The organism is Roseofilum sp. SBFL (assembly GCF_017746885.1).
In the GTDB taxonomy this organism is placed as follows: domain Bacteria; phylum Cyanobacteriota; class Cyanobacteriia; order Cyanobacteriales; family Desertifilaceae; genus Roseofilum.
The window spans coordinates 30,570-43,746 of record NZ_JAGHZH010000025.1 but is presented as its reverse complement, the minus strand read 5'-3'; the positions used below and the strand labels follow the sequence as shown (position 1 = coordinate 43,746).

The window sequence follows — 13,177 nt, the reverse complement described above, 5'->3', positions numbered from 1 at the left end:
TTAAGAAAGGAGTCAGGATATTATGCCAGTTGATAGTAAAGTAGCCATTAAACCCGAAACCCGTAACCACAAAGGGTTCTTTGTCCAAGAAGCTGAATATAAGCTGATGGGAATTGCTGATTCTGGATGGGCACTTATTTGTCTGGATGATGCCGTTTGTCATTATGTTGACCCCGATGATTTACAAGCCCTCATCGATGCGAATGGTGGATTAGAATAAGCTCATTCTCTGTTTTGTGAGTATCGAATAGTCAGGATGACTGTACTGCTGAATGAGTGCAGTCTATTTTTTTGTTTCTCGTGGTTTCAAAACTGCTGATTTCCACTGCTGGTTTCGACTCCGCTCAACCAGCAGTGGAAACCAGCAGCAGAAGCGATCGAGTACGATCCTAACTCTCCCTTTCGTTCTCGATCGCCAAATTCTGGTAATGCGAATCATTTTGACACTCAGCTAAAATATGGAGTCGATCCCAATCACTATTGATCAAAGCCATTTTTTTAGCTCGACTCCATCCCTGAACTTGCTTTTCTCGATAAAAAGCATCATCCACACGGTCATAATGTTGGGCATAGACAAGTTTTACAGGTAAACGCTTACTGGTATAGTTTGCCCCTAAACCATTTTCATGTTCCCAAAGACGCAGAGGTAAGTTGTTGGTACTTCCTGTGTAGAAAGAATTATCACAACATTCCAGAATATATACATAAGCCATAGATTTAGATAGTGGATAAAAGTTCATGAGTTCCCTTCGACTCCGCTCAGGGAACTTGCCTGTGCAAATATATCAGGGTTATAGCTGTACTCCATAGAAGAGAGAAGCACAAGTAATAAAATCCAGAAGTGTTGAATCTGGATATAAAATTTTACATTTAACCGAACAAGGTTTCCAGAGAACTCTGTTTGGCCATCTGGGCGGAATTGGCGATTACAATGAAGTGGCCGTGACTTTCCTCCTGTACTCATGAGTGCGGAACCTGCTTCCGAAAATCCTCCAGCAAAGACACCACCATCTAATCCCGAAAATCTTATCCAGAAAAGAACCGAAGAACTGGCTGTATTTGGGCGGTGGGTGGCAGAATTAATCCGTAACCGGAATTGGTTTACTCTGCTTCTGTTAGCTGAGGTGGTACTGCTCGCCTTTTGCCGTCCGGACGGGGGTGTTGCTACAGCACTGCAAGGGATTTTGACTCTTCCGGGCTGGTATGCCAATGCATTCTGGTTCGCTGTCAGTGTTATTCCTCTGGCTGCGGTGGGAGTTGCGGTGGTGACGATGCCTCGCAGTTTACCGCAACAAGAGAGCGAGGAAGCGGTTAAGGAACATCGGGCGATTAAAGGGTTGCGTCCGTTTACCAAAGAGGATGCGGAAATCTTTCGGCGGTTGGAGCGCCAGCAGGACTTACAGCGATGTTGCGAAGCGTTGGAGAGCCAGAGTTTTCGGTTTGGGCATTTGGTGGGAGAGTCGGGATGCGGCAAAACCTCGTTTCTGCAAGCGGGATTGGTTCCGTTGTGGCAAGAGCGCGGTAAGCGAGCGGTATACGTGCGCTTCAGTAACCAAAATCCTTTGGAAGCTGTCCAGAAAGCGATCGTTAAGCAACTGTCATTAACCGCATCGCCGCCTGTTGCACCAGAACCGAGAGCATTGATTGGGTTGCTCAAGCATGTGATGCAAGAGAACCAGACTCCTCTGGTTTTATTATTCGACCAGTTCGAGCAGTTTTTCGTGCAAGCCAAATCGGACGCAGAACGGAAACCGTTTCGGGAAGTTCTGGAAGTTTGGTATGCCAGAGAGGACTTGCACGGGATTAAGATTCTGTTTAGCGTGCGCGCCGACTTGTCCTATCACTTGTATGAGATTGAGGAATGGTTGAATTATGCGCCGAGTCCCCTGGAGGTCTCGCGGTTGCGCTGTTTTCAACCGAAAGAAGCCGCACGAGTGCTATCGGTGATTGCGGAAACGGAAAAGTTAGCTTTTGACCGTCCGTTTGTGGAGCGGTTGATGGCGGAGGAGTTGGGCAACCGCGATAATGGGTTAATTTCTCCGGTGGATTTGCAGATTTTGGCATCGATGTTAAATCGGGAAAGCGTTGCCGAGCTGCGGGGGTTTAACGAGCGAACGTTGCAGAAGTTGGGCGGGATTGAGGGCTTGTTGCGGCGCTATTTAGAGGAGGTTATCGCCAGCAAAACTACGGCGCGCCAACGGGAAATTTTGGTGAAAGTCTTGTTAGCGCTGACGGATATGGAGCGACAAGTGCGCGGCGAGGTGCTAACCATTGCCCAATTGCAGCAGAAACTAAAAGATACGGCAAAACCGAGGGAAGTTTACAACGCAACGATTTGGTTAGCGCGAGCTGATGTGCGCTTGCTTTCTCCGGTGGAGCAAGAGGGAAGTCAGGGCTACGAGTTGGCCCACGAGCGCACGATTCCGGCTTTGTTGCAACTGTCGGGAACACAGCTCACGGAAGCTGATAAAGCCAATCGCTTATTGGATAAGCGGGTGAATGAATGGTTGGGAAGCAGTCGCCATCCTCGCTATTTATTCGATCTTGGAGAGTTATTTCTGTTGCGGCGACAGAAGGCTTATTTAATTTGGGGAGGGAAACAACGAGATAAACGGAAGCTGATTGGTAAAAGCTGGCAACGGTTGTATCGCTGGATGGCAGTGGTTATCTTAGCTGGGGTATTGGCTCTGGGAACTTGGGGTGGATTGGAATACACCAAAGCCGGACAACTTTGGCAGATGCGGCGAGATATTGTTCGGTTTAGCGAAGGTAGCGATAGTAAAACAGCAATAGCAGCCGAAGTATTGGCAGCCAATGGACACTTTAAACAAGGCTTACAACTGGCTGATTCGATAGATTTCCCTGCATCTAAAACTTATGCTTTATGGGCAATAGCTAAAGTTTATAGCGATCGTCAGAACTGGACAAGAACGACAGAACTATTGCAAGAAAGTTTTACTATTATTGATAGAATTGAGTATTCTCCCTATAGAGCTAAATCATTACAAGCAATTATTCAGTTGACTGGTAAGTTGAATCTCCCTGAGAAAGAATCCCAACTTTTACAATCAGAATTTGAATGGGTAAAAACCATTGATAACTCCTTAGATAAATCTTACCTTTTAACAACTATTGCACAGGCTTATATAAAACAAGGGCAACCCCAAAAATCTGCCCAAATGTTGGAAGAAGCCTTGAACTATGCTAGCCAGATTGAAGTCAAATCAAATAAATCAACTTTATTATCAGAATTTGTATCTAATAAGTCATATATTTTGAATAAAGTTGCTCAGACCTATATTCAAATCAATGAGTTTGAGAAGGTCAATCAGCTACTGGAACAAGCTATCCAATCAGCTCAAGATCTTGAACATTCAGCAGATAAATTATATGTTTTAAACTCTATTGCTCGGACTTATGGCACGATCGAGAAAATTGACAAAGCCAACCAACTACTAGAAGCTTCTATTGATTTAGCTCAGAGCATTGAACATTTAGGAGATAAATCATTTAGCTTAAATGATATTGCTCGATCCTATTTCGATGTTGAGTATTTTGAAAAAGCAACTCAATTACTAGAGCAAGCTGTTGAATCGGCTCAAAGTATTGATAATTTAGAAGATAGATCGGATTTCCTGATTGCTATGTCTAAAGGATTTATGGAAATCGAAAAAACAGATAGAGTAGAGAAAACATTACAAAATGCCCTAACTAGCATAAACAGGATTGAAGATGCTGATTATTATCCTCACAAATTAGTTGATGTTGTCCGAGTTTACAGTGAAATAAATAATTTTGAAAAAGCGCAAAAAATAATCAAACAAGCTCACCGCTCTGTTAAGAATATGAATTATCCTGACATCAAAGCTGAGGTCTTGATTGCAATTGCCCAATTTTACGGAGATCTCGAACAATTTGGTACAGCAGAAGAATTATTGTGGAAAGCTCTAGACTCTGCAAAAAAGCTTGGGAGTCATAACTCCAGGACTGATGCACTAACTAATGTTGCTGAAGCTACAGCTCGGCTAGAGCAGTGGCGATTAGCACTTACAACAACTAGACAATGCACGAGTAACGAGTGTCGAGTTGATTCTCTAGAAGCTGTGCTCAGGGTTCATGCAGAGAAGTATGTTACTGGCAGTAAGATGAAGGAAGGAGAGTAGGAGCAAGTCAAAATTCAAAAAGGGTTTCAAGAATTGGTTAACAGTAGTAAAAGGGTTGTAGTGCAAGAGCGCGATCGCACCTGTAATGCGATCGAATTGCCGGGCGATGGAATTTGGCTAGAGAAGGTTTACCACCCGACGAACCTTCGGATGAGATTATTCAGAAAGCGTGGATGCGGGAGTATTACGGCGATCGTGTCCAAAAAGTTTAAGAAGGTAGAGACATGGTGGGGGAGGGCGGGTTTCCGCAAGCGGACATGAATACAAAAATAGTTGTCAGTCTACAAGATTTGGGTATAACCCGCCCCTACAGACACCTGAGATAATAAAGGCTCTGGCTATAGACAATGGTAAGTTTTTAATTTTTAATCTTTAAAGATCGCGAAATCACAGTGTATGAAAGACAAACTCTTAAACGGACTCAACACCGTTTTAACCCTCAACTTATTTTTCGTCTTATTTAGCTTTGGGTGGTTTGCGATCGCCCTTTTGGGTCGCTCCCTGGATATTCCCCTAGGCTTCGATCTCTGGTATAAATTGTGGGAACCGGTGTTTACTCCGGCGATCGGCATTCTCATGGCTGGATCGATTGCCAGTGGTGTCATCAGTTGGGTTAACCGCCGATTGAATCCGGAATCCAAATCTTAACCCATGGTCGGTAAAGTCTATTTAGTGGGCGCAGGATTAGGTCGTCTCGACACGCTCACTCTACGAGCTTATACTCTGCTTAAACAAGCCGATGTTGTTATTTATGATGCTCTGGTCGATCCGCATCTATTTGCCGAAGTGCGATCGCACTGTTTGCTCCTCGACATGGGAAAACGGGGAGGTAAACCCAGTGCCTCCCAAAGTAGCATTAATCAAGCGCTAATCTATTACTGTCAACAGGGAAACCAGGTGGTACGCCTCAAAAGTGGCGATCCCTTGATTTTTGGTCGCAGTGGTTCGGAACTGCAAGCGCTTCTGAGTCAAAACTGCCCGGTAGAAATTGTTCCCGGACTTTCTTCAGCTATTGCTGCACCGACTTTAGCCGGTATTGCACTCACCGATCCGATTTTAAGTCAAGGCTTTACAGTTGTCACAGCTCACGATCCGAGTCTGTTAAATTGGCTGGTTTTAGCGCAGATGAAAACCCTGGTTATTCTGATGGGAACCCGTCAACTTGCGGAAATTATCCGTCAACTTGGTAACCATGGTAAACATCCAGATACCCCAATTGCGATTATTCGTTGGGCGGGATTTCCAGAGCAACAGATCTGGCAAGGCAGATTACAAAATATTATTGAACTCACCGCAGGTCAAAGTCTGTCCCCAGCAGTGATTATTATAGGAAACGTCGTTGAGGCATTATCGCCTAATTTGGTTCATTTTCCCTGTCCTATGCCCCTATCCCACCACACCATTTTAGTCACCCGTTCGGCGGGTCAGTCCAGTGAATTTACGCAACAGTTGCAACAACAGGAAGCTAGAGTGATTGAAATGCCTGCCTTAGAGATTGTACCGCCTTCGAGTTGGGAAGGGTTAGATGGGGCGATCGCCAATTTATCGACCTTTAACTGGCTCATCCTCACCTCCAGTAACGCTGTTGACTACTTCTTTCAACGCCTCCAACACCATCATCTCGATAGTCGCGCCCTCGCTGGCATTAAAATCGCTGTAGTCGGCAAAAAAACTGCCGCCAGTTTGCGCCAACAGGGACTCGAACCCGATTATATTCCCCCCAAATTTATTGCCGATACCCTCGTCGAGCATTTCCCCGAACCCTTATCTGGAAAAAGCCTCCTCTTTCCCCGCGTCGAAACGGGAGGGCGAGAAGTCCTCGTTCAAGAATGCACCGCTCAAGGCGCTCGTGTCACGGAAGTTGCCGCCTATCAATCCCAATGTCCTCAAACCATTCCCCCAGAAGCCCTAAACGCTCTGCAAAACGGACAAGTAACGGTGATTACCTTCGCCAGTTCCAAAACCGTTAAAAACACAGTTCAAATCCTCAATCAAACCGGTAAAATTTCCTTAAATTCCGTTTGTATCGCCTCTATCGGTCCCCAAACCTCCAAAACCTGTCAAGATCTTCTAGGACGCGTTGATATTGAAGCCAAAGAATATACTTTAGACGGCTTAACGGAGGCGATCGTACAATGGGCCAAAAATCATTAACCGTTGAATCTCTGTAGAGGCAGGTTATACCTAAATTTAGAACCCCCAAAAATCAATAACGTAAACTCGCCCTTTGTATCTTAAAAGAGTCATGGTTTCCAATCAAAAATGAAATTACCTGAAGTTTTACTTAAGGATATTCACAAGGCAGTCGATCAAATCGAACAAACTCGTTCTCGAATCTCCGATGAGCGAAGTTTACTCGTTGCCATTAGTGGTATTGACGGCTCAGGCAAGGGTGTCATCAGCAACGAAATCTTGAAGGTGTTGAAAACCCGATACCTCAACATTGCCTTAATTGGACTCGATGCTTGGCATCATCCCCAAAATATTCGATTTAATCGAGACAATCCAGCCCAACATTTTTATGACAATGCCTTTCGTTGGCAAGAACTGTTTAACTCCTTGATTCTCCCCCTGAAGCAGAACCAATCAATTGACTTACAAGCAAAATCTCTCGATCTGAAAACCGATCGATTTTACGACTCTACTTATGACTTCAAAGATATAGATATCATCCTCTTTGAAGGGATTTTTATCTTCAAGAAACCCTGGATGGATGAATACGATCTGAAGATTTGGGTCGATTGTAACTTTGACACCGCCTTGAACCGAGCCTTATCCAGAGGACAAGAAGGTTTAGGAAAAGAAGAAACCATTCGCGATTATCAAACCATCTATTTTCCGGCTCAGAGGATTCATTTTGAGCGAGATAATCCTACCGCATCTGCTTCATTAATTATCCATAATGATTTGATGAACTAATTAATCTGAGTGATTTTGTCGCAATTCCCAAAAACTCAGATTAAAATAGAAGTGCGATATAGCGCTTTGCGCTAGGGAATAGGTAATAGGGAATAGGGAATAGGGTTGTGGTATATGGCTTTAAGGATTCAATATTGTCCCTCATAGCAGCGCAAAGCGCTGTAAAAGCAGCGCAAGGTAAATTCTGATGCTACAGGCTCCTTCCCAACCTAAACAGCTTCTACCGCTTTATCATGAAGATTATTGGCAATAGTTTATTAGCGATTCTATCACCGTTTACCAGGGTTTGAAATAATTAATCTGAGTTTTAATCGCTTGCCACCAAAGGTTCAATATAGTTGAGAAGTTCGGGTAAGTTTATAGAAATAACCTTCCAAACTTCATCCATATCAACTTCATCATAATCATGCGTAATCACATCTCGCATTCCTGCCATCTCTTTCCAGGGGATAGCAGAGTGCTGGTTTCTAAATTCTTTTGATAATCTTTTTGTTGCCTCGCCAATGATGGTGATACGACGTAAAATTGCATCCTGTTTTTCAATATTCTCCGCTAAAGTTTTGGCATCCAAACCTTGCGTATATTGGAAAATACAGCGCAAAGCGCTGTAACGGAGTACAGTCTCATTGAGATCAGTCATTGCGAATGGAACGAAGTGGAATGAAGCAATCGCAAAATCCCCCAATCTTGGCGATTGCTTGCCTGCGGTCGCAATGACAACTCACATCTACGATCAACAATGTACCTCATAGCAGCGCGAATCGCTGTAAGTTTTATCGCAGTGATGATATCAACCAAATGTTCTTTATCTCGCGACATAAATAACCTCAGCAGACTCCAGGATGTTCTTGCGCCGAATCCAATTTTGACTGAGTTCGATCGCTCTCTTGCTAATTAAATCGACTGGGCGATCGCACAAGGTTTCTAACTCCTCTTTCATGTGCATCTTTTCAATCAATCCTCTTTGGGCAGTCGGCTGATACGAAACTAGAACATCAATATCGCTACCTGCATGAAAATCATCCCGGAGAATTGAACCAAACACTGCCAGTTCAGCCACTTGCCAGCGATCGCAAAAATCAGCCAGTTGTTCTGGAGTGATTCCTAGGCGATCGTAAAGATTGCGATCGCCTGAATCACATAATTCAACGATTTGAGCATAAATTTCTGGTTCTAGTTCTTGCATAAAATTTTCACTCTTAATCTATAAAAGAAGGCGATCGGTAAATTTGATACTTATTGACCCCTCATTTTAGAACTGAACTCAATTTTAGCTACAAGACGGCGGCAAGAGGAGCGTAAGTGTGACACACTAGAGGATATTATTCTTCAACAACCCTATCACCACAAGCGACTTTATGACTCTTGTAATTCAAGCGCCGATCGCCAATGACCTATCCGCTAGAGCTTATCACGCCACCAAACATCGGTTTGATGAAAGCTGGGAAGTGATGCTATCGAGTCTCCTGGGATGGGGACGCGCAGCAGGTGCAGACTTTATCGAATTCTTCCTAGAGCGGATCAACTATATCAGTTGTATGGGCGAAGAGGATACCATCACCAGTATTTCCCCGCGCTTGTCTACCGGTGCAGGGGTGCGGGTATTTCGCGGCAAAGCAGACTGTTATGTGAGTACCAACGATTTATCCTTTACCGGACTCAAAGCTGCTCTGGAAAAAGGGTTGCTCATTCTCGGCTTTAACCTCCCTTCTGCCAACTCCTATATTCCTGAAGTCAACCTCGAACCCCTGCGCGACTATGCCAGCACCAAGGGAAAGCAGCTCTGGTTAGAGAACTGTAGCTCCATGCAAGAGATGGGAGATATTCTATTACAAGCGAGCGATCGCCTCAACCAAAAAGCCTCCCATATCCAATCTCGCCGCGCCATCTACTTCCGCGACTGGCAAGAAGTCCTCGTAGCTGCCAGTGATGGCACATTTGCCCGCGATATTCGCCTCACCCAGTCCGTCGGTTGCAGTCTCCTCTGTGCCGATGGCAGCCATCGCACCTCCATCGGCAAACGGCTCGGCAGCACCAGCAAGCCTGATTTTTTACGCAGTTGGGATAGTGATACTACGGCTTTTGAATTAGCAGAAGCAGCGGGTAAAATGCTCTATGCCGACTATGTAGAATCGGGAAATTATCCGATTGTAATGGCCAATCAATTTGGTGGCGTAATTTTCCACGAAGCGTGCGGCCACCTGTTAGAAACCACACAAATTGAGCGGAAAACCACCCCCTTTATGGATCAGAAAGGCGAAAAAATTGCCCATGAAAATCTCACCGCTTGGGATGAAGGACGCTCAGAAGGAGAGTTTGGCACTATTGATATGGATGATGAAGGAATGCCGACTCAGAAAACCTTGTTAATTGAAAATGGTATTCTGAAAAACTTTATCTCCGATCGCGCCGGTTCCATGCGGACAGGGCATCCCAGAACCGGAAGTGGTCGCCGTCAGTCCTACACCTACGCCGCCGCTTCTCGGATGCGGAATACCTACATTGCCCCAGGAGCCTATTCTTTAGATGACATTTTTTCCTCCATTGATAAGGGCATTTATTGTAAGAAAATGGGCGGCGGCAGTGTCGGACCAACCGGTGAATTTAACTTTGCGGTTGATGAAGCCTATTTAATTGAAAAAGGAAAGGTTACCAAACCCTTAAAAGGTGCAACCTTAATCGGGGAAGCCAAGGAAATTATGCAGAAAATTTCCATGAGTTCCCAAGATTTAGGCTTGGCGGCTGGATTCTGTGGTTCTGTCAGTGGCAGCGTTTATGTTACCGTCGGCCAACCCCATATTAAGGTGGATTCTATCACCGTCGGGGGGCGATCGTAGAGCGCGAAGCGCTAGGGAATAGGGAATGGGGAATAGGGAATGGGGAATAGGGAATAGAAAAAAACAGATTTTACCTATTACCCATTACCCATTACCCATTACTCATTACTCATTACTCATTACTCATTACTCATTACCAATGGTACAAACAATCGATTCATTAACCAGCTCTGCAAAAGAGAGTGCCCAAAAACTGGGTATTCAAAAGTTTGATATTTATGGTTCTGCTGTCGAAGAAACCAGCGTGCAAGTCGATAGCGGCGAACCGGATCAGGTGAAAGCATCTCAGCGTTCTAGTATTACCGTCAGGGTATGGAACGAAGAAAATCGCATGGGCATTACCAGCACCACTGAACTCGATTCAGAGGGGCTAGAATTGGCGCTAAAAACGGCCTATGAAGCCAGTTTTTTCGGCATGAAAGAGCATGTGCCTGATTTTAGTCCGGAAGCGACTTCACCCCTGGAAAGTCCAGTAGATAAAGTGCCTCAAGCATCGGTAGACATCTTGATTGAGAAATTAGTGGATGTAGAGAAACAATTACTCGACTCCCATGAGGCGATCGCCGGAGTTCCCTATAATGGATTAGCACAACGGGATGTTGAGCGCTTTTATGTCAACAGTGCCGGGGCTGCTCGTCATGAGGGCGGTTCGTATGCCTCCATTTATCTGTACACCAAAACCGAACAGGAAGGCAAAAAACCGCGCAGCGCCGGTTCAGTCAAATTTGGCAAAGGGTTCGAGAAACTAGATATCGAAGGCTGCTTAAAAGAAGCCACCGAAAAAACCATCAGTCACCTGAATTATCAGAAAGTGAAATCGGGGAAATATTTGGTGGTGTTTTCACCTGTGGCATTTCTAAGTCTGTTGGATTCCTTTACCAATATCTTTAATGCCCAAAATATCTTAGATCGTCAAAGTTTATCCACTCCAGAATCTTTAGGAACACCCATTGCCTCTCCCCTGCTGTCGTTTTGTGATGATGCTTTGCATCCCGAAAATATTGCTAAAACTACATTTGACGGAGAAGGAACGCCGACACGCCGAGTGCCCATTATCACCGAGGGCGTGTTAACCCATTTCTTGCATAGTGCAGGAACGGCTAAACGCATGAATGCTCAACCCACAGGACATGCCAACATTGGCGCAAAAGTCACGGTTAGTCCCCACTATTATCATGTTTTTCCCGGACAAAAGAGCGATTCTACCTTTAGCCTAGATGCAGCCGAAAACGTGATTTTCATCGACGAACTGAATGCCCTCCATGCTGGAGTCCAATCCTTACAAGGGTCATTTTCCCTTCCCTTTGACGGTTGGCTTGTCAATAAAGGGGAGCAGATTTCCATCGATTCTGCCACCGTAGCTGGTGATATTTTAGAAGTGCTAAAATCCATCGTCTATGTGGAACCCGAACCAGAAATTACTCCCGATGGTGTTTGTCCTCGCATCTGGATTGAAGGATTATCCATCACCGGAGAATAGGAGAGTTGATGGATAATTAATTGCAGAGGCAGGTTCACTCAATATCTCCTAATTCTCACCAATAACTCTTGTGAACCTGCCCAATCGAAGGGTTATAGCGCTAGGCAATAGGCAATAGGTAAAAATTGCCTAGCGCCCACCACCATAACTCTTTAGATCGATTTTATATTCAACCAGGGCAAATCATGCTTATATAGAGTCACATCTGTTGAGGAGAATGCGATGGATAGAGTTAGCATCAATGCCCTAGGTCGTTTTCGCCAAAGCGCGATCGCCACTCTTTTGGGAACTGCAGCCAGTGCAGCCAGTATCGTCTGTTTCGCTCCCACTGCCCAGGCTGCTGATACGATCATTTTCAAATATAAATCTGAGCAAATCACCCTTGAAGTTCGTGAACTGAGAGACTTTGCCCGCACCGGCGAGATTCCTTCTGACTTACGGCGCTTCTTAGACGATACAGATCAAGTGCCATCGGAAGTCCAAGATGTCCTCAATTTGTCGATTCGGGTTAATCCTAACTTCCTCCGAGACCTGATCGACACCTCCACAGGGGAATTTGTGGTTCTGAAATTAGATGAGGCGATCGCCTCCTCCGCCAGTCGCCAAGACTTAGACGCGGTTAAAAATACTCTCCTAGAAGCGGTAGAAGACGATGGGGAACTCTCCATTATTGGCTTACTCGAACGTTATCCCATCGAAACAATTACCGTAGATATCACCAATTTAGAGCCAGTTTATTTACAAGCCAAAGCTCTGATCGAGCGCATTATTCCTGCTTTAGAAGTGGCCAAACGCTTCCTTCAGGATATCGTCTGTGAATGCGAAGAAACCAGTAATCTGCCCACAACTGAAGGACTTTCTGCTTCTGCATCCTCCAGCAATAGCTGCAAACCCAGCACCTATACAGCAGAAGTTACAGAAGAAGGTATCGTCATTAAAGATATTGCCGATGACTCCATTGTGTTAGAGTCAGTCAGCTTTACAAACCTTTCTCGTCTCAGCGCCAGCGTTGAGTAATCTGGTTGATTAGTTTTGAGACTCAATGCTTATGTCTACAGTTATACAGTCCATTCAACAACAGGTTTCTCAGTGGATGGTTCGCGCCTGTCCCCTTGTGTGCGCGGGTGTAGCGAGTCTGTGTTTAGGAAATTCAGCAGCTCTCGGTGCTGAACGGGTCGTGTTAAAGTATGGCCCCGTTTCTCGGTCAGTTCCTGTTGAAGATCTAGTTGAGTTTGTGGAAACGGGAGAGGAATCCCCGATTATCCGATTTATTCTGGATGTGTCCAATGCCGATCCAGAGCAGATACGCGAGTTATTAACCTATAACATAGGGGTTAATGTATTATTCGTGGATCGGGTATTTTACTCCTTACCCGGAGAGTATGTACTCTTTGAATTAGGCTTCTTATTTAGTACCCGGTCGGGAAAAGCCAATATTCAAGCCTTGCGCTCTGCAATTACCCTATCTGCCAGTGATGATGGCCAGATTTCTCTGTTAGAGTTCTTGCAGAACTATCCCACGGAAGGCCTCTATGTGGATGGACAGCGAGTGCAACGAGTGGCGAATGATGCGATCGCCTTTGTGGAGCGCATTGGAGTAAGGTTAGAGTTACCGATCGCCATTGTCAAGGATTTTCTCAGTAGTGTTGTCTGCGACTGCGAAGAATTCGAGAGTCCCTGAACCATCATTATTCATGATTTAGGCTGTGGGATGAAACACTCGGTTTCTTAAAACAGAAGCCGGGTTTCTGGTAGATTAATTGAGTAATAGAGTCATC

13 protein-coding genes are annotated in these 13,177 nt (G+C 45.0%); 10 read left to right on the top strand and 3 right to left on the bottom strand.

The features are described from left to right. Positions 1-22: 22 nt before the first annotated feature. Positions 23-220, top strand: coding sequence for a hypothetical protein (locus tag J7545_RS02430; RefSeq protein ID WP_271936591.1), 198 nt, complete (start codon positions 23-25; stop codon positions 218-220). Positions 221-389: 169 nt separating this feature from the next. Here the strand turns inward: J7545_RS02430 and J7545_RS02425 are convergent, their stop codons facing one another. Beyond that, positions 390-713 carry a GIY-YIG nuclease family protein gene (locus J7545_RS02425; RefSeq protein ID WP_318719085.1) on the bottom strand — a complete coding sequence of 108 codons (324 nt, stop codon included), beginning with the start codon at positions 711-713 and terminating at the stop codon, positions 390-392. Between the two features lie 249 nt (positions 714-962). On the opposite strand from J7545_RS02425, the gene J7545_RS02420 reads away from it, so the two are divergent. The 5 genes from J7545_RS02420 to J7545_RS02400 all read left to right on the top strand — a co-directional run bounded on the left by J7545_RS02420 (position 963) and on the right by J7545_RS02400 (position 7,082). Next, positions 963-4,163, top strand: coding sequence for an NACHT domain-containing protein (locus J7545_RS02420; RefSeq protein ID WP_318719084.1), 3,201 nt, complete (start codon positions 963-965; stop codon positions 4,161-4,163). Between the two features lie 33 nt (positions 4,164-4,196). Continuing rightward, positions 4,197-4,424 (top strand): hypothetical protein, encoded by a 228-nt coding sequence (locus J7545_RS02415; protein WP_318719083.1) that lies wholly within the window; start codon positions 4,197-4,199, stop codon positions 4,422-4,424. 135 nt (positions 4,425-4,559) lie between these two features. Continuing rightward, positions 4,560-4,811 carry a hypothetical protein gene (locus tag J7545_RS02410; RefSeq protein WP_318719082.1) on the top strand — a complete coding sequence of 84 codons (252 nt, stop codon included), beginning with the start codon at positions 4,560-4,562 and terminating at the stop codon, positions 4,809-4,811. 3 nt (positions 4,812-4,814) lie between these two features. After that, positions 4,815-6,317 (top strand): uroporphyrinogen-III C-methyltransferase, encoded by a 1,503-nt coding sequence (gene cobA, locus J7545_RS02405; protein ID WP_318719081.1) that lies wholly within the window; start codon positions 4,815-4,817, stop codon positions 6,315-6,317. A 108-nt stretch (positions 6,318-6,425) separates the two neighbouring features. Continuing rightward, positions 6,426-7,082: a hypothetical protein gene (locus J7545_RS02400; protein ID WP_318702264.1), complete on the top strand. Its 657-nt coding sequence runs from the start codon at positions 6,426-6,428 to the stop codon at positions 7,080-7,082. Positions 7,083-7,389: 307 nt separating this feature from the next. Here the strand turns inward: J7545_RS02400 and J7545_RS02395 are convergent, their stop codons facing one another. Further along, complete coding sequence (locus J7545_RS02395) at positions 7,390-7,722, bottom strand: DUF86 domain-containing protein (protein ID WP_318702266.1); 333 nt, start codon at positions 7,720-7,722, stop codon at positions 7,390-7,392. A gap of 165 nt (positions 7,723-7,887) precedes the next feature. Next, positions 7,888-8,268: a nucleotidyltransferase family protein gene (locus J7545_RS02390; RefSeq protein WP_318702268.1), complete on the bottom strand. Its 381-nt coding sequence runs from the start codon at positions 8,266-8,268 to the stop codon at positions 7,888-7,890. A 172-nt stretch (positions 8,269-8,440) separates the two neighbouring features. Here J7545_RS02390 and J7545_RS02385 point away from each other — a divergent pair, with 172 nt between their 5' ends. From J7545_RS02385 to J7545_RS02370, 4 genes are all read left to right on the top strand, one after another. After that, positions 8,441-9,919, top strand: coding sequence for a TldD/PmbA family protein (locus J7545_RS02385; RefSeq protein WP_318719080.1), 1,479 nt, complete (start codon positions 8,441-8,443; stop codon positions 9,917-9,919). Positions 9,920-10,058: 139 nt separating this feature from the next. After that, entirely contained in the window at positions 10,059-11,399 is a 1,341-nt protein-coding gene (locus J7545_RS02380; protein ID WP_318719079.1) for a TldD/PmbA family protein, read from the top strand. A gap of 222 nt (positions 11,400-11,621) precedes the next feature. Continuing rightward, positions 11,622-12,416 carry an alpha/beta hydrolase gene (locus J7545_RS02375; protein WP_318702273.1) on the top strand — a complete coding sequence of 265 codons (795 nt, stop codon included), beginning with the start codon at positions 11,622-11,624 and terminating at the stop codon, positions 12,414-12,416. Positions 12,417-12,447: 31 nt separating this feature from the next. Then, the gene (locus tag J7545_RS02370; protein WP_318702275.1) at positions 12,448-13,080 is read left to right on the top strand and encodes an alpha/beta hydrolase; all 633 of its coding nucleotides are present in this window, start codon (positions 12,448-12,450) and stop codon (positions 13,078-13,080) included. Positions 13,081-13,177: the final 97 nt, after the last annotated feature.

What these genes read in the sequence shown, in the direction of transcription:
- J7545_RS02410 (WP_318719082.1), top strand. Translation starts at nt 4,560, where the DNA reads ATGAAAGACAAACTCTTAAACGGACTCAACACCGTTTTAACCCTCAAC.
- J7545_RS02425 (WP_318719085.1), bottom strand. Translation starts at nt 713, where the DNA reads ATGGCTTATGTATATATTCTGGAATGTTGTGATAATTCTTTCTACACA.
- J7545_RS02390 (WP_318702268.1), bottom strand. Translation starts at nt 8,268, where the DNA reads ATGCAAGAACTAGAACCAGAAATTTATGCTCAAATCGTTGAATTATGT.
- J7545_RS02420 (WP_318719084.1), top strand. Translation starts at nt 963, where the DNA reads ATGAGTGCGGAACCTGCTTCCGAAAATCCTCCAGCAAAGACACCACCA.
- J7545_RS02430 (WP_271936591.1), top strand. Translation starts at nt 23, where the DNA reads ATGCCAGTTGATAGTAAAGTAGCCATTAAACCCGAAACCCGTAACCAC.
- cobA (WP_318719081.1), top strand. Translation starts at nt 4,815, where the DNA reads ATGGTCGGTAAAGTCTATTTAGTGGGCGCAGGATTAGGTCGTCTCGAC.
- J7545_RS02385 (WP_318719080.1), top strand. Translation starts at nt 8,441, where the DNA reads ATGACTCTTGTAATTCAAGCGCCGATCGCCAATGACCTATCCGCTAGA.
- J7545_RS02395 (WP_318702266.1), bottom strand. Translation starts at nt 7,722, where the DNA reads ATGACTGATCTCAATGAGACTGTACTCCGTTACAGCGCTTTGCGCTGT.
- J7545_RS02380 (WP_318719079.1), top strand. Translation starts at nt 10,059, where the DNA reads ATGGTACAAACAATCGATTCATTAACCAGCTCTGCAAAAGAGAGTGCC.
- J7545_RS02370 (WP_318702275.1), top strand. Translation starts at nt 12,448, where the DNA reads ATGTCTACAGTTATACAGTCCATTCAACAACAGGTTTCTCAGTGGATG.
- J7545_RS02400 (WP_318702264.1), top strand. Translation starts at nt 6,426, where the DNA reads ATGAAATTACCTGAAGTTTTACTTAAGGATATTCACAAGGCAGTCGAT.
- J7545_RS02375 (WP_318702273.1), top strand. Translation starts at nt 11,622, where the DNA reads ATGGATAGAGTTAGCATCAATGCCCTAGGTCGTTTTCGCCAAAGCGCG.